General features: G+C 35.9%; 16 protein-coding genes. 11 read left to right on the top strand and 5 right to left on the bottom strand.

What is annotated here, in order from left to right; genetic code table 11:
• The first annotated feature begins 205 nt into the window (after positions 1-205).
• Positions 206-1,744 (top strand): fumarate hydratase, encoded by a 1,539-nt coding sequence (locus tag A9C19_RS17585; protein WP_072581138.1) that lies wholly within the window; start codon positions 206-208, stop codon positions 1,742-1,744.
• Between the two features lie 482 nt (positions 1,745-2,226).
• Positions 2,227-5,265, top strand: a complete 3,039-nt coding sequence (locus A9C19_RS17580) for an efflux RND transporter permease subunit (RefSeq protein WP_233499196.1) — start codon at positions 2,227-2,229, stop codon at positions 5,263-5,265.
• Here A9C19_RS17580 and A9C19_RS21885 read toward each other — a convergent pair.
• Positions 5,246-5,668: a hypothetical protein gene (locus tag A9C19_RS21885; protein ID WP_158515111.1), complete on the bottom strand. Its 423-nt coding sequence runs from the start codon at positions 5,666-5,668 to the stop codon at positions 5,246-5,248. The two genes, A9C19_RS17580 and A9C19_RS21885, sit on opposite strands and share 20 nt — an antisense overlap.
• 175 nt (positions 5,669-5,843) lie before the next feature.
• On the opposite strand from A9C19_RS21885, the gene pdaA reads away from it, so the two are divergent.
• The 4 genes from pdaA (at position 5,844) to A9C19_RS17555 (ending at position 10,007) form a co-directional block, all read left to right on the top strand.
• The gene (pdaA, locus tag A9C19_RS17570; RefSeq protein ID WP_072581135.1) at positions 5,844-6,650 is read left to right on the top strand and encodes a delta-lactam-biosynthetic de-N-acetylase; all 807 of its coding nucleotides are present in this window, start codon (positions 5,844-5,846) and stop codon (positions 6,648-6,650) included.
• 87 nt (positions 6,651-6,737) lie between these two features.
• Positions 6,738-7,604: a DNA-3-methyladenine glycosylase family protein gene (locus A9C19_RS17565; protein WP_072581134.1), complete on the top strand. Its 867-nt coding sequence runs from the start codon at positions 6,738-6,740 to the stop codon at positions 7,602-7,604.
• A 16-nt stretch (positions 7,605-7,620) separates the two neighbouring features.
• Positions 7,621-9,015: a 23S rRNA (uracil(1939)-C(5))-methyltransferase RlmD gene (gene rlmD / locus A9C19_RS17560; protein WP_072581133.1), complete on the top strand. Its 1,395-nt coding sequence runs from the start codon at positions 7,621-7,623 to the stop codon at positions 9,013-9,015.
• A gap of 581 nt (positions 9,016-9,596) precedes the next feature.
• Positions 9,597-10,007, top strand: coding sequence for a type I restriction-modification enzyme R subunit C-terminal domain-containing protein (locus A9C19_RS17555; protein ID WP_072581132.1), 411 nt, complete (start codon positions 9,597-9,599; stop codon positions 10,005-10,007).
• A gap of 144 nt (positions 10,008-10,151) precedes the next feature.
• On the opposite strand, the gene A9C19_RS17550 is transcribed toward A9C19_RS17555, so the two are convergent.
• The 3 genes from A9C19_RS17550 to A9C19_RS17540 all read right to left on the bottom strand — a co-directional run bounded on the left by A9C19_RS17550 (position 10,152) and on the right by A9C19_RS17540 (position 14,027).
• The gene (locus tag A9C19_RS17550) at positions 10,152-12,098 is read right to left on the bottom strand and encodes a reverse transcriptase domain-containing protein (protein ID WP_072581131.1); all 1,947 of its coding nucleotides are present in this window, start codon (positions 12,096-12,098) and stop codon (positions 10,152-10,154) included.
• 249 nt (positions 12,099-12,347) lie between these two features.
• A complete protein-coding gene (locus A9C19_RS17545; protein ID WP_072581130.1) occupies positions 12,348-13,652 on the bottom strand; it encodes a reverse transcriptase domain-containing protein in 1,305 nt (434 codons plus the stop codon).
• 78 nt (positions 13,653-13,730) lie between these two features.
• Positions 13,731-14,027, bottom strand: a complete 297-nt coding sequence (locus A9C19_RS17540; protein ID WP_072581129.1) for a hypothetical protein — start codon at positions 14,025-14,027, stop codon at positions 13,731-13,733.
• A 482-nt stretch (positions 14,028-14,509) separates the two neighbouring features.
• Here A9C19_RS17540 and A9C19_RS17535 point away from each other — a divergent pair, with 482 nt between their 5' ends.
• From A9C19_RS17535 to A9C19_RS17515, 5 genes are all read left to right on the top strand, one after another.
• Complete coding sequence (locus A9C19_RS17535) at positions 14,510-14,962, top strand: YaiI/YqxD family protein (RefSeq protein ID WP_072581128.1); 453 nt, start codon at positions 14,510-14,512, stop codon at positions 14,960-14,962.
• Positions 14,963-14,992: 30 nt separating this feature from the next.
• Positions 14,993-15,184, top strand: coding sequence for a hypothetical protein (locus A9C19_RS17530; protein WP_048008527.1), 192 nt, complete (start codon positions 14,993-14,995; stop codon positions 15,182-15,184).
• Between the two features lie 859 nt (positions 15,185-16,043).
• Positions 16,044-16,754, top strand: a complete 711-nt coding sequence (locus A9C19_RS17525; protein WP_072581127.1) for a hypothetical protein — start codon at positions 16,044-16,046, stop codon at positions 16,752-16,754.
• Positions 16,755-17,173: 419 nt separating this feature from the next.
• Positions 17,174-17,854: a hypothetical protein gene (locus A9C19_RS17520; protein WP_072581126.1), complete on the top strand. Its 681-nt coding sequence runs from the start codon at positions 17,174-17,176 to the stop codon at positions 17,852-17,854.
• Positions 17,855-18,034: 180 nt separating this feature from the next.
• Positions 18,035-18,433 carry a CDI toxin immunity protein gene (locus A9C19_RS17515; RefSeq protein WP_072581125.1) on the top strand — a complete coding sequence of 133 codons (399 nt, stop codon included), beginning with the start codon at positions 18,035-18,037 and terminating at the stop codon, positions 18,431-18,433.
• 241 nt (positions 18,434-18,674) lie between these two features.
• Here the strand turns inward: A9C19_RS17515 and A9C19_RS17510 are convergent, their stop codons facing one another.
• On the bottom strand, positions 18,675-20,228 hold the full coding sequence (locus A9C19_RS17510) for an ABC-F family ATP-binding cassette domain-containing protein (RefSeq protein ID WP_072581124.1): 1,554 nt from the start codon (positions 20,226-20,228) through the stop codon (positions 18,675-18,677).
• Positions 20,229-20,482: the final 254 nt, after the last annotated feature.

Here is a 20,482-nt window from a genome sequence, read left to right as displayed (position 1 = left end):
CACTCTACTTCTGTAAGCGCTTCTATTCAACCTTTCCAACAGTCCATTAAGGGAGTATAATAAAAATGGAGAAAATGACAGATTTTTTTGACCATGAGAGCAAGTGCTTTTAAATAGGATGAGCCTTGCGCTTTTGTCTAGCTACAGCACGTAGAATTTACTGATAGAATGCTAGAAATAGGGAGTTAAAGGGGAGAGCTTTGAGATGAAGAACTTTTATGAAAGCATGTATCAATTGATTGTAGAAACATCGACCAATTTACCAAAAGACGTGAGAAGAGCGATTGCTGCTGCTAAGCTAAAGGAAAGCGCTGGAACTCGTTCTGCTATGTCACTTGCGACGATTACTAACAACATTAAAATGGCTGATGAAAACATTTCGCCTATTTGCCAGGACACGGGCTTACCGACCTTTAAAATAAAGGTACCTGTTGGCGCGAATCAGCTTGTGATGAAGGAAGAAATTAAACGTGCGATTGCTCAAGCAACAAAGGATGGAAAGCTTCGTCCTAACTCAGTTGATTCCATCACAGGTGACAACAGTGGTGATAATTTAGGCTTTGGTACTCCAGTCATTAAATTTGAGCAATGGGAAAAGGATTATATTGACGCACGCCTGATTTTAAAAGGTGGCGGCTGTGAAAATAAAAACATCCAATACAGTCTTCCTTGTGAACTAGAAGGACTAGGAAAAGCTGGACGAGATCTTGATGGAATTCGAAAATGTATCATGCACTCTGTCTATCAAGCCCAAGGACAAGGCTGTAGCGCTGGCTTCATTGGTGTAGGCATTGGGGGAGATCGCACGAGTGGCTATGAGCTTGCTAAAGACCAGCTATTCCGCCGTGTTGATGATGTAAATGAACAAGAAGATTTGCGTGCATTAGAGGAATATGTCGTAAAGCATGCGAATGAGCTTGGAATTGGAACAATGGGCTTTGGTGGAGAAACAACACTACTGGGCTGTAAAATTGGTGTTATTCACCGTATTCCAGCTAGCTTCTTTGTATCTGTTGCATACAATTGCTGGGCGTACCGACGTTTAGGTGTTCATCTAGACCCAGAAACAGGCTCAATTCAAGAATGGTTCTACCAAGACGGAGAAGATGTCGAGTTCGGTCAGAATGAAGTAGCGGCAACGGAAGAAGTGGTGGAAGCGCCACGTGAAGTCGTATTAGAAGCACCCATTACGGAAGAAAAAATCCGTGAGCTGAAAGTGGGTGACGTTGTTCACATTAATGGCATGATGTACACAGGACGTGATGCCATTCATAAACATTTATCAGAAAACGACTCTCCAGTTGATCTGAATGGACAAATTATTTACCATTGCGGACCAGTTATGCTTAAAGACGAGGACGGAAACTATCACGTAAAAGCAGCAGGACCAACAACAAGTATTCGTGAGGAGCCATATCAAGGTGATATTATGAAGCGTTTTGGAATTCGTGCGGTGATCGGTAAAGGTGGAATGGGACCAAAAACACTTCAAGCCCTTCAAGAGCATGGTGGTGTCTACTTAAATGCAATCGGTGGAGCTGCACAATATTACGCAGATTGTATTAAATCCGTTGAAGGCGTTGACCTCATGCAATTTGGTATACCTGAAGCAATGTGGCATCTAAAGGTAGAAGGCTTCACAGCTGTTGTCACGATGGATTCCCACGGTAACAGCCTACACGCGGATGTAGATAAAAGCTCTTTAGAAAAGCTTGCTCAATTTAAAGAGCCAGTATTTAAATAAACGTTTGTTTAAATTAGGATAGAGTGGTGTGCCCCTTGGAATGTGTATGTTCCGAGGGGTTTTTGTGTAGGGTGGATTTTGTCGAAAAGGTAATAAATTCGGTATTCTCGAAAATAAACTGCGAGAAAGCGAAAATAAATCGTGGAATTTCGAAAATAAATGATTAAAAACCGAAAATAAAGTGGTTAAATTCGTGAATAAATAATTAAAAACCGAAAATAAAGTATCTAAATTCGTGAATAACTCTTCTGTTTGAAATAGCATTTGCTGATGTTTCATTCTCTTTTCAAGATACAGTCTCAAAATAATGTCAAAAAAGAAGGCTTTATATTAAAATCTCACAGTTTATGTTAAATTAATGTAAAAAAGGAAGATTTTCCATTTTAATTGAGCTATAATCAAATCTTAGGTGCGAGCGAAAGTTCGTACTTTTGACATGATTTTTGGTAGGTAATTAGCTTTAGTTATCAAGGGGGATAGCGATGTTGAAATTTATTGTCAAACGGAAAATCTTAGTGAGTTTGGTGACAGTGTTAGTGCTTATAGTTGGTGGGTATTCACTTTTAAAGCTAGACAAGGAGCTGATGCCTTCAATTGAGTTCGATGGAGCTTATGTAGAAGTTATGGCAGGGGAAATGTCGGCCATTGAAGTGGAGCGCACAATTACAGATCCATTGGAACAGAGGATTGAAAGTATTGATGGAGTTGAAGATGTGACGTCGACTACTTCAATTGGACGAACCAGTATCAATATTTCAATTGAAACAGGAAAAGGCGAAGGTGTGGCAAACGAAATCGAATCTGTCGTCCAAACAGCTACAGCTGGTATGTCAGGTGTCGAGGATGTTGTGACAGATCAGTATGGGACTAATCAAAGCTATGAGTTTTTCATGGATGTCTCTGACGGTGAGATGGAAGAGATGACGACCTTTGCTGAGGATGTGTTGAAACCAAGGCTAGAAGAGTTACCAGAGGTTCGTGAAGTTAGTTTAGCAGGCATCCAAGAATATGAAATGGTCATCACTTTCGATCAAGAGGAAGTACTTGAAAAAGGTGTGGACATTACCGAAGCTACTGCCTTTATCCAACAAGCCAATTCAGAAGCAACAATGGGTGAATTTAAGGAAGACAAGGACACACCGTCGCTTCGCTGGAATACAAAGCTTGAATCTGTAGAAGATATTGAAAAGGTAAAGCTACCAACTCAAGCTGGGTTTGTTGAGCTGAACGATATTGCAACTGTAACATTAGAGCCGATTCAAAGCTCTTCATTTGTATGGAAGAATGGAACGAAGGATTTCATTTTTATTCAAATTGGTCGAGTGGCAGATTATACGCAAATTGAAATGGCTGAAGCGATTCGCGCTGAAATGAAGAACATAAAAGACGAAGGGTTAATTAAAGGCTTTGAAGTGAACGAAATGGTTGCCCAAGCAGATTATGTGAAGGATTCAATTGATGGAGTTTCGAGTAATATTTTAATTGGGGGAGCAATCGCGGTTATGATCCTGCTCTTGTTCTTGCGCAATATCCGCGCTACTCTAATTGTCGGTATCTCCATCCCAACTTCCATTCTTTTAACCTTTTTATCCATGTGGGCGTTAGATTATAGCCTTAATATGCTAACACTTATCGGTCTAGGGCTTGGAATTGGAATGATGGTTGACTCGTCGATCGTAATTTTAGAATCAATTTATCGGAAAAAAGAACAAGGGCTCCAAAAACTTGAAGCTGTTGTTGAGGGAACGAAAGAAGTGGCAACGGCCGTATTCGCTTCCATGCTTACAACAATTGTTGTGTTTTTACCAATTGGTTTATTAGGTGGAGAAATGGGTCAATTTATGATCCTCTTATCTGTTGTCGTAGCTGTCACCTTAATAAGCTCGGTCATTGTTAGTTTTACGCTTATCCCTTCCTTGTCTGAGAATTTTTTAAAGCTAGGAAAGAAACAAGCGAAGAAAGAAGGACCTCTTCTAAGAAAATATGCAGGCCTTATTTCTTGGGTTGTGAAAAAGAAGCGAAACAGCTTGATCATGATTGTTCTATTCTTTATCATGTTCGTTGGTTCTTTTTCGTTAGTTCCAAAAATACCAATGACCATTATGCCAGATGTGTTTAATCGTTACCAAGAGCTTATGGTTGGATTAGAAACAGGAATTTCTGTTGAAGAAAAAGAAGAAGTGGCACAAAAAATTAATGAAAAGCTCTCGAAGGTTACGGACGTAGAACAAAATTATGTAATGGACAATGGCTCTATGTTCTATACGATCATCAACATGACAACTGGTGATGATATTACAATGGAGCAAAAAGAAGTGAACGAAGAAATATTACGTTCATTACGTGAGCTAGAGGAAAGTACAGCAATTGAAGGCATTCAGAGTGCAACCTCAGTCGGCGGCGGCTATCCAGTTCAAGTGTTAATCAAGGGAGAAGAATTTGGAGAGCTCCAAACTCTTGCAGCAGACTTTGAAAAAGAGCTACAAGATATCGATGGAATTGTTGCTGTAACCAACACAATGGAACGAACGTCTTCAGAACAAGTGATTGAATTGAAGGAAAAAGCAATTGAGGATGCTGGTCTAACATCTTCACAGGTAAGGCAGTTCATCGAAATGCAATTCATGAACACAGCAATTGGTGAAATGACTGTAAATGATCTGAATGTTCCACTCATTATGAAATGGGATACAACGACTGATACGCAAAAAGATCTAGTAGACAAAGAGATCCTAACTGAGGACGGAGAGAAAAAGTTATCAACCTTTATTGAGCTAAAAAGTGTTGATACACCAAATGAAATTTACCATGATAATGGTGAGCGTTACATTACAGTTTCTGCTGACATTGAAGACACGGATTTAGGAACGATTAATCGAAGTGTTCAAAAAATGATTGATGAATTTGAAGCACCATCAGGCTACACGATTTCTGTAGCAGGTGATCTTGAATCACAGCAGGAATTAATGCAAGACATGATTCTCATTTTAGGAATCGCGATCTTCCTTGTTTACTTAGTAATGGCCGTTCAATTCAACAATTTAGCACACCCACTTGTCGTCATGTCGATCATCCCAATGACCGTTGTCGGTGTTATTGCTGGCCTCTTCATTACGCAGCATGAGCTAAGTGTGATGTCTGGAATGGGGATCATAATGTTAATCGGGATCGTCCTAAACAATGCCATTCTCTTAATAGACCGAACAAATCAATTACGTGTAGATGGTATGAGTGTTAATAATGCTCTAGTTGAAGCGGGTAAAAACCGTATTCGTCCAATCTTTATGACGACATTAACGACAGCTGGAGGAATGCTTCCACTAGCGATGGCTTCAGGTGCATCAGGCAACTATCAAGCACCAATGGCAACTGTCATTATCTCTGGCCTGCTATTTGCAACCATTATTACACTAGTCCTTATCCCAGCCGTGTACCGTATCTTTAACGGAATCGGAAACGGATTCACTCGGATTTTTAGAAGGAAAAACAAAAAAACGGATGTCAAAGAATTCGCAAGTTAATGGATAGAAGGATGGCTGAGTGTAGAGCCATCCTTTTGTTTTGGAGAAAAATAGGTTTCTGGAAGAAGTCAGTGATGGCGAAATTTGGCGAATGTGCCCGAATCGCGGATAGGAGAGTCGGAATCGCGGATAGGAGAGTCGGAATCGCGGATAGGAGGTCCGGAATCGCGGATAGGAGGTCCGGAATCGCGGATAGGGGTCTCGGAATCGCGGATAGGAGAGTCGGAATCGCGGATAGGAGAGTCGGAATCGCGGATAGGAGAGTCGGAATCGCGGATAGGAGGTCCAGAATCGCGGATAAGAGGTTCGGAATCGCGGAAAGGAGGTCCAGAATCGCGGATAAGCGGCCTGGAATCGCGGATAGGACCCCGAAATCACAAATAGAAGCTCGAAAATTTCGCAAAATAGCCGGCTATTTTGCGAGTTTAACATCAAATTGAAAAAAATACTTCATATAACCTTAAAAACCGCCCGACCCCACGCCAAAGCTCCACACTGGAGATTTTTTCTAGTATGATATTTCTCCCTCAATCAACACTATAACCTATACAACCATGTAAAGATGAGGAGAGAATAAGATGAAAAAATGGTCACTCTTACTTAGCATCGTTTTCCTTTTTTCTTTTACAACTGCAACGTCGAGTGCCTTCGCGGTGTCAAATAAACCAATTCATTGGGGATTCAAGAAAAGTCAAAATCATGAACCTGCATCGGCAGGAAAAGAATTAGATGAGTTACTAGAAAAGCATGGCTCCTTTTATTTAGGAAACACATCCAAAAAGGAAATTTACTTAACCTTTGATAACGGCTACGAAAATGGCTACACGGCAAAGGTATTAGATGTGTTAAAAAAACGAGACGTACCTGCAACTTTTTTTGTTACTGGCCACTACTTGGATACTGAGCCAGACTTAGTAAAGCGAATGGTCAATGAGGGCCACATTGTCGGGAATCACTCCTGGTATCACCCTGATCTCACAACTCAAAGTCCAACTGAATTTAAAAAAGAATTAGAATCTGTCCGCTTAAAGGTGGAGGAGCTCACTGATCAAAAAGGAATGAACTATCTTCGTCCACCTAGAGGAATTTTTAGTGAAAAAGTAATGGCTGATGCAAAAGAGCTTGGCTATACTTCTGTATTTTGGTCTCTTGCATTTGTTGATTGGAAAACAGACGCACAAAAAGGATGGAAATACTCGTACGATAACATTATGAAGCAAATTCATCCAGGGTGTATTTTGCTTCTACACACAGTTTCTAAAGATAATGCAGAAGCACTTGATCACGCAATTGTTGAGCTTGAAAAGCAAGGGTATACGTTTAAAAGTCTTGATGATATTATGATCGGTAAGATGCTGGATCATCCATATTTACTTTCCCTTTGATGTATTCAAAGGGATTTTTCTAGTTTGCGACCTCCTCCCATTGAAAATGCTATAATAAGGGTAAAAGCTTAAAAGGAAGAGAATCTTATGTGGAGTGAAACGGTAAAAGTTGACGGTCCCTATCATTTTGAGCAAGTTTTAGACAGGATTTCCATGGACCCTGTAGTCGCGTTAAATCAAGAGGAACGCTACATACAAGTTCCTTTAGTTATAGAAGACAAGCCTTATGTTGTAAAGGTACAAGCCCTTGGTACAGTTGAAGAACCAGTTTTTAACATAAGTGGTACAGATGGTGAGACTAAGATTCAAGCAATTGAAAAAATCCGAAGAATATTTCAATGGGATTTTTCACTACATGCACTGACAGACCATTTTAAGCAAACCAATATTTCTCAAATCTTCGAACAGCACGCAGGAACGCCACTTGTGTTAGAATTTGATCTTTACAGCTGTTTGATGAAGTGTATTATACATCAGCAGTTAAACTTAGCTTTTGCCCACACCTTATCAGAACGGTTTGTTAAAACATTTGGGCATCAGGTAGATGATGTATGGTTTTATCCAAAGCCAGAACAGGTGGCACCACTCGAGTACGAGCAGCTAACAGAGCTACAGTTTAGTAGAAGAAAAGCGGAATATGTGATTGATACATCACGCCTGATTACAGAAGGAAAACTCAATCTAGAAAAACTGAACGAGTTTTCCGATGAAGACGTTATAAAGGAATTAGTGAAAATTAGAGGGATCGGGCCATGGACTGCGCAAAATGTATTGTTATCAGGACTAGGTCGACCGAACCTTTTTCCAAAAGCAGATATCGGCATCCAAAAAGCCATTCAAAAGCATTTCAAGCTTGAAAAAAAGCCAACAAGTGAAGAAATGGATCAATTTAGCGAAGCGTGGTCACCGTATTTAAGCTACGCCACATTGTATTTATGGAGAAGCATTGAGTAGAAACGGAGCGTTATAAATGAAAGAAAACAAGCAACCGCAAAGCGCGATAAAAATAGCAAAAGGCCAAACCTTTCCACTAACGATCAAACGTTTAGGAATTAACGGAGAGGGAGTCGGCTACTTCAAACGTCAGGTCGTCTTCGTACCAGGTGCGTTACCAGGTGAAGAGGTTCTCGTCGAAGCAACAAAAATCCAACCAAAGTTCGCCGAAGGAAAAGTAAAGCAAATCCGAAAGCAATCACCATTTCGTGTGCAAGCACCATGTCCGATTTACGACCAATGTGGCGGCTGTCAGCTACAGCATCTAGCCTATGACCAGCAGCTAAAAGAAAAGCGAGACATCGTCATTCAATCTCTTGAACGCCATACAAAATTAAACATTAGCAGCCTAGATATCCGTGAAACAATCGGCATGGAAGACCCATGGAATTACCGTAACAAAAGCCAATTCCAGCTTGGTCAACAAAAAGGAAAAGTCATCGCAGGCTTATACGGGCTAGATTCTCATCGTCTTGTCCCAATTCAAAACTGTATGGTACAGCACCCAGCAACAAACAAGGTAACAGAAGGCGTCCGACAAATTCTTGAAGACTTCAATGTCCCAATCTATGACGAACGAAAGCAAAAAGGAATTGTCCGAACCATCGTTACACGAGCTGGCTTTGAAACAGGTGAGGTCCAAGTTGTCCTTATCACCACGCAAAAAGAAGTTCCAAGAAAAAAATTAATCATGGCCGAAATCCAAAAACGATTCCCAGAGGTTAAATCACTCGTCCAAAACATAAACGGAAACAAAACCTCCCTGATCTTCGGAGAAAAAACACTCCACCTAAGAGGTGAGGAAGTCATCCAAGAAACACTTGGAGACCTAAGCTTTGAACTATCAGCGAGAGCCTTCTTCCAACTGAACCCTGTTCAAACCGTCAAGCTCTACGACGAAGTGAAAAAAGCGGCTAGCTTAACAGGCACAGAAAAAATCGCTGACGCCTACTGCGGAGTCGGAACCATCGGAATGTGGCTAGCAAAAGACGCAAGCGAAGTCCGCGGCATGGACACAATCGACGCAGCCATCATTGACGCCCAAGAAAACGCAGCCCGTCACGGAATCGAAAATGCAACCTACGTCACCGGAACAGCCGAACACTGGCTACCAAAATGGGTAAACGAAGGCTGGAAACCAGACGTCGTCGTCGTCGACCCACCGCGAACAGGCTGTGACCGCAAGCTCCTAGACGCGATCAAGCAAGTAAAACCAAAGAAATTTGTCTATGTCTCATGTAACCCTTCCACACTAGCGAAGGACATCGACTACTTGAGTCGTGATTATAAAGTGGAGTATATTCAGCCAGTGGATATGTTTCCGCATACGGCGCATGTGGAATGTGTGGCGCAGATGGTCTTAAAATCTTAACTACAAAAATTTATTTCAAAAAATATATACGTATTGCAAGTAGAAATCAAGGCTTTCCTCTTATATAGGGAAAGCCTTTTTAGTGTGTTACGTTACAATATCCAGATTTTATAGCATAAAGCATAAGCAAAACCTAATAAATCCAACTGATGAAGTAAATGCAATCACTTCCTATCACCACTAAATTTACAAGTAGTTTACTTTTATTTGTTATATAATTCCATTATGGAGAGGATGCTAGATTAATAATTTCATTTTTATAGTTAATAAATAGAAAGTTGAGATGTTTGTATAAAAAGTAGAATAATTTCAATCCTTGAACAAACTAGAGTTGCATGGGGCTGCTCGTTCTGCAGCTTGGGGAATCTCTGAATCATTGACCTGTAGAAAAACAGGAGTTGATTCAATCCCCTGTGTTGTCAATTACAGTCCATACATAGCATTGGAGAAGGGTTAGGTTTAAATGAAGGTGATGGGGTGAGGATAACACTAACACTTAAGGAATTGTATGGTAGGGCTTATAGATGGAAAGATAGTGATAATTTGTTTAGGAAGCGTGGGAACCGTCCCCATGCTTCCCTATGCTTCTTCGAAATAATATTAATATCCCTCTTACAGAGGAAGATAATAAGACCTTAGAAAAAATATTTAAGGGTGAACTTGGCACTAAAGAAGATTACGAGATGAACTTCAAGGATACGCCTTTTGGATTACTTGTGCGTAGAGTGGCAAAAATGGAGCGAGAGGCTGCACTAAAAGCATTCTTATCATTTATCAATGAACAAAGCTTAAATGCAAATCAAATTGTATTCGTCAATAAAGTGATTGATTATATTGAACAAAATGGATACGTTGAAAATGCAGCAGAATTAATGAAACCTCCATTCGATAAACCACAGAGCTTCATAAAGTTATTTGACGCTGATAAACAAAAGAAGTTATTTAGTATTATTAATGAAGTGAAGAATAATGCGACTGAAATAATTAGTTAGTTGCGAATCCCTAGAATGTCATAAACATTCATAGGGATTCATTTTAAATAAAAAAAGAGTGATATTTTTAAAAAAGTTAATTCATCACATATCATATTTATTTAGGGTGGTTTAGTAATAAATTTGCAAATCTAAAAGATTTGTTTAATACTCAAATAAATAAATATCTTTATCTTTGTTTTTAAATATTGTTCTTTCATAAGTAAAGTAAGTTATATCTTCAACAATATCTTTAGTCTCGATATCCCATTCGATAAATTTTTTAGAAAATGTATTATTAGATAAAAATTCATAAAGGATATTAACAATCTTTGATTTTACATCTGTGCCATTTGATTGTAATAATTGTAATTTGGTTTCCAATAGAATCTTTGTTTGATTTGTGAGATAGGGACAGTCAATAAATACAAACAGCCACCACAATTCTCTATAAAGCAGAATGCTTTTATTATTGGTAATAACTGACATGTCTTTTTTTATTAATGACTCAATATTTTTTTTTGTTTCCTCAAAGTATTTTTGATTGTATTTAGAATAGATTAAAAAATTAGCTGCTAATATAGGATCGGAATCTTCAAGGATAGTTTTCCAAATACGTTCTTCAACTGGAATAGATAGTTCAATTCTATTTTTGAAAAAAACTGGTAACCAGTCGATGAAATCCGGTATGTTTGAATATAAGAAAATATGCTCATATTTTCTTATTGTTTTTTGTAATACGTAGCTAACCAGTTCTTCATTTAATTCTTCTTTAAATAAGTATTCTATACAGATTAATTTTCGAGTATTTCTAAAAGTAGGAGCAAATGAATACAAGTAAAAAATAAAGTCTATAAATTTTTCAACTTCTTTTTCGCTAACATTTTCCCGAAATATTCTTTCTTTTTTATGTTCTCTAAGCTTATTAAATATAGCACTATAAATATAAGATACAATTTTTTCTTTATAACTTGGATAAATTGCAAGCAAATTTTGTAGATCTTCTTTTAAGGATGCCAAGTTACGATTATTAGTAAAATTTCTAGCCTTTATTAAATGCTTGTTATTATCTTTCAATGTGTTAAATGATCTTTCATTTAACACATTTAAATAAGTTTTGGTGCTACCTTTCCAATTATTCCATAAATAAGGTAATTTCCCTCTAATGCTTTTTAATTCATTTAATTTTAATTGATATTTCGAAGAATTCCTCCTATATAATTGGGTAATCCGATCAATATTGTATTCTTCATTTGAAAAAATATATATATCATCTACATATCTGCAAATATAATAATCTATTTCATTTTTAAAATTTAATTCCACAAGATTGTTATAAACTTCAAAATCAATCTGTTGTAAGAGTATTTCAGCAATCATTCTAGAGAACTCTGGACCGACAATAATACCATTGGAGATTGAATTATTAATATGTTGAAGTAATCTGTCTATAACACTATACAAATTATTATTAGTAAATTTTTTCGAATCAATCGTATTTTGAGAAACAATCCATTTAAAAGTATGAGTATATATACTATCAAAGCAGTCTTTATAGTCTATTTTAGCAAAATATTTAAATTGACTATTAAGTTTAAACCAATCATCTGAGTTGAAAAAATGACCAAGTGTCACATATGGCTTTAGATTGTAGAAAATCCCTGTTGACTCTAATGCTTTAGTAAATTTATCTTTCTCTTCAATTGGATCTTCGTACTCTACTATTCCATTCTTATTTGATTTATAAAATAAATCATTATTTTTAAAGTGAGACCTTAAAGAAAAACTAGGCTTTTTGTTTAGAGTATCTAAAATTTCATTATTGTATACTTTAATAAAATAGAAAATCTCGATAGCAGAAAAAGGATTTACGATTGATATCTGTCTTAAATCATTATTTCCTTTATTTACAAAGTATTTAAAGGGTGATGCATGCCAACCATTAAATATAGTTGAGTTTGTATATTTGTTTTGGGTTATATTCTTTTCTATGCTCTTGATTACATCTTTATTTTTTAGTATAAAACCATAAAAATAAGTAAAAGTAAACATATTGCTTGTTTCGACTGGTAGTAATTCGGTTAATATAAAATCTAATTCATTTCTTTTCATTGAGTTTTCAACAACCTTTTGTTAATATTTTCATAGAGAAACTCTCTAAGTGGTTGGGATTTTCATCTCAGAATACATACTTATCCAACCACACACAATATCGGGGGGAACTTCTTAAATGAATGTTCTCCGTAGTAACTGGTGGTTAAGATGGCCAATATTCTCATTTGAATCGAGGCGCTTAACTTTCTCAAACTACAAACCAAACGCTACGTGAGAAGGGATCTAGGGGCAACCCGGGATCCCTTCTTACATTTTTAACAAGTAACAATACAAAGTTACTAGATTCCTATAAGATTTTTTGTTGGGATTAAACGATGGATCTAGTCTTTTTATCATTTTTATAAGATATTCTTTCGACCAACCAATATTAGGGTGGAATATTATGGATTTATTTTTAACAAGTCTTTTTTCTAATACATAGCCATCTGTTTTTGTTTTTAAAAAATAAGGACAAAAACCTAGCTCTTTATTAACTTGATTTATCACTTCATCTTTTAAGAAATTATATGTATTTCTCTCAACTTTTTTTGGATGTAAAAAGTTTCTTAATTCCCCATATGAAGCTATTAATCCAGTAACATCCCATACAGTTTTAGTTGTATACTTATCCCTAAATGTGTTATAGAAAACAATTCTAGATGACCAAAAAAGTATCCTTTGTCTAAAAAGTTCCATATTCGAATTGTTTTTATAATCAAAAATGATTTTTAAGAGTTTTTTTCTATATTTTTCTAATTTATCTTCGTTTATACCATATTTGAAAAATTTGTATTCATTATTATTTTTATCAAATTCTACATTGTATTCAAATAAATATCCTAGATATGTGAACTGGGTACCAGGATTGGAATTAGTATTAAGGAGATCTATTTTTGATTTATTCAGTTTAATGTTACTAGATTGAAATACAGCATCTAGAGCATGTTGTATACACTCTAATATCTTACTTTCTTCAACAAACCGGTTAAATATTAATAAACTATCATCAATATATCTGGAATAAAAAATTAAACCATGGTTATGTAATAGAGATTTTAATTTAACATCAAAGTCCCTTGAAATTAATTCAACAAGGGCATTAGATGTTGGTAGTCCAGGTAAACAATAGCTATATTCTTTTAGAAGGGATTCTAATATATCCCTTTCAAACCTATATAGGTCTGAGTATTTTAGATATTTATTAAAAACATCTAAAGTGTTTACTCTATAAAAAAAATCTTTAAAGTCAAATTTATAAATTACAAATTCACTCATATCATTAATAGTTTCAGTAATGGAGATGCATTCTCTCATTATCTTCTTTCTATTTGGATATGATATTTGGAATGTTGAGTCTAACCTTTTTTTTAGATATTTCAATGATATTTCTTCAATGGAGTTCTCTTTTACATCTAATACTTTTCTATATTTATCTCCCTGTTTAAAAACTAACTCATTAATGTTAGTGGTGTAATCTAACCTATTCTCTTTCACCGCATGAAAAATTATATCTGCTCTGTTTAATACTTCCTCATCATATTCACTTATTACATTAATAAAAGTATCATTCATGTTCTCTCTCCCAAAAATAATTAAAAATTTATCCAATAATACCATTTTACCAAAAATTTCTTGTAGGGAAAGTTGATTCTAGAAAACAACTATTATTTTTGAGTCAATCTCGTTTTTATAATTTCTTATATTTTGCTTTTTAAAACTTATCTCTTGATGCGAATCTAAAAGCCTTTGCATTTTTTCATATATTCTTATTCTGTTGTGATCGACGATAGTATCACTTGTCAAATCTATATTATATGTTCTTATAGTTTCTAATTCATCAGCAATTTCGTCAGCATATATTTCAATATCAATCGATAACTTTTTAATATCATGCTTTTCAATCCGAATTAGTTTTAGTAAATATTCTAAATAGCGATTCTGTTCCATTTTTACCGCTCCCTTTATGATGTAGTACAGGGGCACATCATAAATCTGTTTACACTGTATACTCCAGTCACGTTGAGTGTGTCGTGTTGATAACAAAGAAAGAAAGGTAAAAGGCTGAAAAGTTTAGAAAATAAGGGGTTCTGCCTGTTTTGCTGATATGCAGAATGGTAGAACCCTTTGTAAAATCGGTACTTTGTTGGAATATATCAATCATAAAAAATGCGTATAGTTGAGTTGACAGAATTACTTTTAGGTAGGTTGTGGAGATAAGATTGTTAAAAAGAGATGCAACGGCAGAACCGTCCCGTTGCTTCATTGAACGACCATTTGCCAACAAAATTATATAAAGTATAATATGAGAATAGAAAAATACAGCTAAAGCAAGAACTCTTGATTATTATTAAACAAAAGTCACCAGTCCTTTTTATAGTTGAAAAAGATTAAGTTAAATAGAAAGTAGAACTTTTTAACAGGAGGGGAAGATGAAAATTTATGTGGATGCAGATGCTTGTCCGGTGAAAGAGGTTATTATTGCAGAAGCAAGTGATTTTGAAATTCCAGTTATCCTTGTTACAAGCTTTTCTCATTTTTCTAATGCAAAACAGCCATCAGGAGTGAGAACCATTTATGTTGATTCTGGAGCAGATGCTGCAGATTATCGAATTGTTAGGTTGGTGGAAAAAGGAGATATTATTGTGACGCAAGATTATGGTCTTGCATCATTAGGTTTAGCAAAAGGATTGATCGTCCTCCACCATAAAGGATTTAGATATACAGATGAAAATATTGACCAATTATTACAAACACGTTATTTAAGTGCAATGGCAAGAAAAAGCGGACAGCGAACAAAGGGACCAAAGCCCTTTACAGCAGAAGACCGAGAGAAGTTTAGGGATCTTTTTAAACAGATTATTTCTCGTGAAAAATTAAGATAAACTCAGAGATTCAGAAAGGAGTTAACTATTTTGAAGTATTTAAAATCGCAAATGCAACAACTAATTAAGGAAAATAAAGAACTGCATACACGCTTTAAGGAACTGAAGGCTGAGCATGGTCTTGAAAAAAACAATGCCCTCAAGGCTCTGTACCATTCAGAAGTTGCGGATGGAGGGAAGTATCAAGTAGCATACCAAGCACTTGATCAGCCCAAGAAGTAGACTCTTGTGGTATTCGCGGTAATGGTAATCAATGGGGGAGTTCTGCAGAGGCAGAACCTTCCTGTTGCTTCTGAAGATTTGTCCATTTTTTTACAAAACACGAATAAAAGCTAGTATTCAAACAAAATTGCGCTTAAAAGGAGACTATTTCATTGGTCTCGAACCATCCTCATACTTCCTATGCTTCCAAGAAGTTAAAATCCTAGATTCCGTGTTTAAACAAAGAAAATGGAAAATCCCAGTACTCTTCTACTCCTCACTCCATCATCATTCAAATTACCTATGAGTTCAAATAAGAAAGCTAATCAATTACGTATATTTTCCCATTTTTTCACAATAGTATTTCTACCTACACTTTCTTCAGATAAAATGAAAATGCTAGGATAATACTTTTTAAAGAAGATGTGTAAGCGAGTAGCTTCTCTATCCACTTTATATAGCAGTTTTTAGGGTGAATTAGGTAATAACCTTGAAATAGCTAATAGAGTTAAACCATCAGCTGCTATTACATCAGCTTTTAAGAGTAAACTCGGAATTGCTGGAATATCCTTAACAGCTGGTGAAAATGCTTATAACAATATACAGTCAAATGCATCAACATCCAAGGTTGTTGGTGATGCAAATGTTGATGTTGGGTTAGGAGCCGTTTCCCTTGCAGGAGGTGCTATTCCGCTTTTAGGAGTCGCGGCAATTGGATTTGTAGCATCTGTAGCTACCGCTTATATCCTAGAAGGATTTAAGTTCGGTAAAGGTGAGATAACAATATCTAATGCTTTCAAAGATGGAGTTCAAAGTGGAATAAAAACAGTAGCAGGTTGGTTTGATTAAAAAACGACACTCTTAACAAAGGAGTTACGATATGTTTGAAATAAGTAAGGACATAAAGCGAAACAATTTACCTGAGCATATAAGAGAAGGATTGGCACCAATATCAATATTTCAAATTAAATTTATGATTGGTGTACTTACGTTTTTTTTACTAGATTTTCTTATTATAATCCCACTTCTCTATCCTACTTATAAAATTTTGCTTTTTGTTACATTACCGCTAATCGGTATTATTAATTTATGGGCTTTGTCACTTCTTATAAGGAAACGTGAGAAAACTCAAATGGAGTCTCTTTTGTTTTTGGGTTATCTCGGAGTAATTGGATCATTTTGTTATTTTGTACTTGCGATGAAATATAATTATATGATTGGTATACAATCACCGATCTATTTTATATCAATGTTTCTCATTTACTTACTGTTTACTGTTTTCTTTTTTAGAAATGAACATAAGAAATATTCTTCACTACAAGCAATTGATAAGAAAAAGTCACCTTCTTGGCATTATAGTCTTGCTGTAATCGCACCTGGTGCTGGATATATCTTTACCCATTATTTAATGGGATTAGGATCTTCCCTAGAATTAACTATTATGTCTGTAATTTACTGGGGAATCTCAGTTACTTATATTTTTATTTTTTCCAGAGGATTACATAAATACCTGTTCATCAAAAAAAATATACATCTCGTACGATTTGCAGATAAAGAATTAAATCATCAAATTCATTTGAAAAGTAGGTAATTGAAAAGAGGGAAAAGAATAAATATGATTTTTAAAAAATAGACCTAAAACGAAGAGATTTAATTACGTACAAGAAGGCATACAAACCAGGAAATACGGAAATGGATTCTCTACTTTTTTGGTGGTTTATCGGCATAATTAGTTCATTTTATTATTTTGTTAGAAACGAGCATAAAGAATATTCCTCGTAAAAAAGCAAAAAAATAACTGCTTGGTACTATAAGATTGCGGCTATTGGTTCTGTTGCAGGGTATATTTCTGCAAACTTTTTAATGAGTCTAGCATCTTCTATGGTCTGATTATCATGTCATTAGTCTTTTTGGAGAGTTCTATTGTGTTTATGTTCATTCTAGCTCGAGGGTTTCGTAAGTATTTTTTATACTACAACAAGTGAATCTTGAATAGGATGGTTAAATATTATGATCAAAATAAGTAGTAATACAAAAAGGCGTGATATACCCGATCACATTAAAGAAGGCTTAGCACCTTTTCCTGTCTATCAAATTAAGTTCATGGTTGGTACCTTCACTTTCTTAATGCTAGACCTAGTTATTTTGTTACCCCTTCTTTTTCCTGTTTATAAAACAGTATTATTTGTAACAATACCACCAATGGTTATTATGAGTATCTGGGCAGTTTGGTTACTATTGAGAAAACCAGAAAATACGGAAATGGAATCTCTCCTTTTTCTAGGTTTCATCGGCATAGTTGGTTCATTTTGTTATTTTGTATTAACAATGAAATACCATTATATGAGTGGTATTCAAAGCCCTATTTATTACATAGCTATGTTCATTGTGTATTTAGCTATGATTTATTATTTTGTTAGAAACGAGCATAAAAAGTATTCTTCTTTAAAAGAAAAACAAGCAAAACAAACTCCTGCTTGGCACTATACGGTTGCGGCTATTGGTCCTGGTGCAGGGTATATTTTTGCACAATACTTGATGGGTCTAGCACCTTCAATGGTACTGATAATCATGTCATTAGTCTTTTTCGGGATTTCTATTGTGTTTATGTTCATTCTAGCTAGAGGCTTTCACAAGTATTTTTTATTAAACAAAATATTCAATACGCAACTTTTCATAATAAGCGATTAAAGAAGAAATATAAAATGACAAAGGTGGGCAGTTAAAATGAACAAACTACTTCTCTAACGTCTGCATAAGCGGTAGAACCGTCTCGTTGCTTCCTCATAAATGGATATTTGTACAAAAGGTATATAATCTATTTGATGGTAACGAGAGTAAATTTAAATTAACAGGGAGTAAAGAAGAATTATGACATTATTTCAAGAATGCGTGGAAGCTTTAGGTCCTAATATAATTATTTTAACTGTTGAAGAGACAACTGATTATTTGGAAGAATTATGTACTTACTATCCTATAACTTCTTGGGGAAGAATTGATTGGGATAAAATATCTAACAGAAGAACAATAATAGAGAAAGATGACTTAAATGATTGGTTCAATGAAAATAACATATCAACATTAGATGTTACTATTCTCTGGAATTATACCGAAAGTCCTGGTATAAAAACTAACTTACATGATGCACTGCAAGTTTTAGATCATGTAACTGCGGTTGGTTCAGATACTTTTATGTATAACTTAGAAGTAGGTTATGTAATAGAGTTTTATCACGAGGGAGAAGTGACAATAGGATTTAATAAATGTTAATTACAGATAACGATATATCTTCACTTATTTAATCTTCCATGAACAGGGGCTTATTTTGAAGAAAGAATAGGTGCATGTGGACTATTACGTTGCTTCTACAGCAACAGAACCTCCCCACGCATGACCATCCACCCCACATTCAAGCTATAACTAAACCAATAACCCCATCTCACCTAAACCCGCAAAAATAGAAAAAGGGCACCCCAGTAAAAATTTACTGTGAGTACCCCTTCGTCATTATTTAAAACACTTTCGTCGTCCAATCCTCACAATTCCAAATCTCAGTCGCAATTTCACGATAGAATTCAGGTTCGTGGGAAACCATTAAGATACTTCCGCGGTATGCCTTTAATGCACGCTTCAGTTCTTCTTTTGCATCTACATCCAAGTGATTGGTAGGTTCGTCTAGAATTAATAAGTTTGTTTCTGTGTTTAAAATTTTACATAAGCGAACTTTGGCTTTTTCGCCTCCAGAGAGGACTTCGATTTTACTTTCGATATGTTTCGTGGTTAATCCACATTTTGCAAGAGCGGCACGCACCTCAGCCTGATTCATGCTTGGGAACTCGCTCCAGATCTCTTCTATACAAGTGTTGTAATTGGATTCTTTAACTTCCTGTTCGAAGTAGCCGATGTGTTGATATTCGCCACGTTCCACGTTACCCGAAATCGGATTAATTAATCCAAGAATACTTTTTAATAGAGTCGATTTCCCAATACCGTTTGCCCCAACGAATGCAATTTTTTGACCACGTTCCATTTTTAAATTCAGTGGGCGAGAAAGGGGTTCGTTGTAACCAATAACAAGGTCTTCAGTCTCGAAAATCCAACGACTCGCTGCACGAGCTTCTTTGAAGGTAAACTCTGGTTTAGGCTTCTCTTTGCCTAATTCGATAACTTCCATTTTGTCGAGCTTCTTTTGACGAGACATCGCCATATTACGAGTTGCAACACTTGCCTTGTTACGAGCGACGAAATCCTTCAGATCCGCAATTTCCTGTTGTTGACGCTTGTAAGCAGACTCTAGCTGTTGCTTCTTCATCTCATGTATTTTTAAGAAGTTATCATAGTCACCAACATAGCGATTTAACTCCTGGTTTTCCATGTGATAGATCAAGTTCACAACACTGTTTAAGAATGGAATATCATGTGAAATCAGGATAAAGGCATTCTCATATTCCTGTAAATAGCGCTTCAACCATTCGATGTGCTGTTCATCCAAATAGTTTGTAGGCTCATCGAGTAATAGGATTTCAGGTTTTTCTAGCAAAAGCTTAGCTAGGAGTACTTTCGTACGTTGCCCACCACTAAGATCGTCTATATCTCGGTCAAGCCCAACATCTTGTAAGCCTAGACCACGAGCAACCTCTTCAACTTTTGCATTAATTTGATAGAAATCATTACTATCTAAAGTTTCTTGCAGCTCTCCAACTTCAGCTAGTAAGGCATCAATATCAGCGCCTTCATCACCCATTTTTGCATAAAGTTCATTGATCTCTGCTTCAGCATCAAATAAATATTGAAAAGCAGTACTCAAAACGTCACGCATTGTAGAACCTTTCTGTAATACAGCATGCTGATCTAAATAGCCAACACGAACTTTTCGTGACCATTCCACTTTTCCCTCGTCAGGTTGCAACTTACCAGTAATAATATTCATGAAGGTAGACTTCCCCTCACCATTTGCCCCAACTAACCCAACGTGTTCGCCTTTTAAAAGTCTAAAAGACACATCATTAAAAATTGCACGATCACCGAATCCATGACTTAAATTTTGTACGTTTAATACGCTCATTTTTTAACCCCTTATCTTCTAATATCTCATGTGGATATCTTACTAGATTTAGACTAGATTTTCTATCTTGAATTTATTTTTTTTGATGTATGGTAACAGGTCTACTGATTCTGTAGCCTCAGATATATTCCAATATTTCTCCAAAAGGGCTTCCCTCTATATATGAGGCAAGCCCCTTTACTATACTACAAAATCGCTATTCTAAAAAATAAACAAAGTCCTATAACTCCAACTGGTGAAGGAAATGCCATCAC

The organism is Bacillus weihaiensis (assembly GCF_001889165.1).
GTDB lineage: Bacteria > Bacillota > Bacilli > Bacillales > Bacillaceae > Metabacillus > Metabacillus weihaiensis.
This window is presented reverse-complemented; position numbering and strand designations above follow the sequence as displayed.

Bases quoted from the DNA above. Each gene is read 5' to 3' on its own strand.
- A9C19_RS17585 (WP_072581138.1), top strand. From the start codon at position 206: ATGAAGAACTTTTATGAAAGCATGTATCAATTGATTGTAGAAACATCG.
- A9C19_RS17580 (WP_233499196.1), top strand. From the start codon at position 2,227: ATGTTGAAATTTATTGTCAAACGGAAAATCTTAGTGAGTTTGGTGACA.
- pdaA (WP_072581135.1), top strand. From the start codon at position 5,844: ATGAAAAAATGGTCACTCTTACTTAGCATCGTTTTCCTTTTTTCTTTT.
- A9C19_RS17565 (WP_072581134.1), top strand. From the start codon at position 6,738: ATGTGGAGTGAAACGGTAAAAGTTGACGGTCCCTATCATTTTGAGCAA.
- rlmD (WP_072581133.1), top strand. From the start codon at position 7,621: ATGAAAGAAAACAAGCAACCGCAAAGCGCGATAAAAATAGCAAAAGGC.
- A9C19_RS17555 (WP_072581132.1), top strand. From the start codon at position 9,597: ATGCTTCTTCGAAATAATATTAATATCCCTCTTACAGAGGAAGATAAT.
- A9C19_RS17550 (WP_072581131.1), bottom strand. From the start codon at position 12,098: ATGAAAAGAAATGAATTAGATTTTATATTAACCGAATTACTACCAGTC.
- A9C19_RS17545 (WP_072581130.1), bottom strand. From the start codon at position 13,652: ATGAATGATACTTTTATTAATGTAATAAGTGAATATGATGAGGAAGTA.
- A9C19_RS17540 (WP_072581129.1), bottom strand. From the start codon at position 14,027: ATGGAACAGAATCGCTATTTAGAATATTTACTAAAACTAATTCGGATT.
- A9C19_RS17535 (WP_072581128.1), top strand. From the start codon at position 14,510: ATGAAAATTTATGTGGATGCAGATGCTTGTCCGGTGAAAGAGGTTATT.
- A9C19_RS17525 (WP_072581127.1), top strand. From the start codon at position 16,044: ATGTTTGAAATAAGTAAGGACATAAAGCGAAACAATTTACCTGAGCAT.
- A9C19_RS17520 (WP_072581126.1), top strand. From the start codon at position 17,174: ATGATCAAAATAAGTAGTAATACAAAAAGGCGTGATATACCCGATCAC.
- A9C19_RS17515 (WP_072581125.1), top strand. From the start codon at position 18,035: ATGACATTATTTCAAGAATGCGTGGAAGCTTTAGGTCCTAATATAATT.
- A9C19_RS17510 (WP_072581124.1), bottom strand. From the start codon at position 20,228: ATGAGCGTATTAAACGTACAAAATTTAAGTCATGGATTCGGTGATCGT.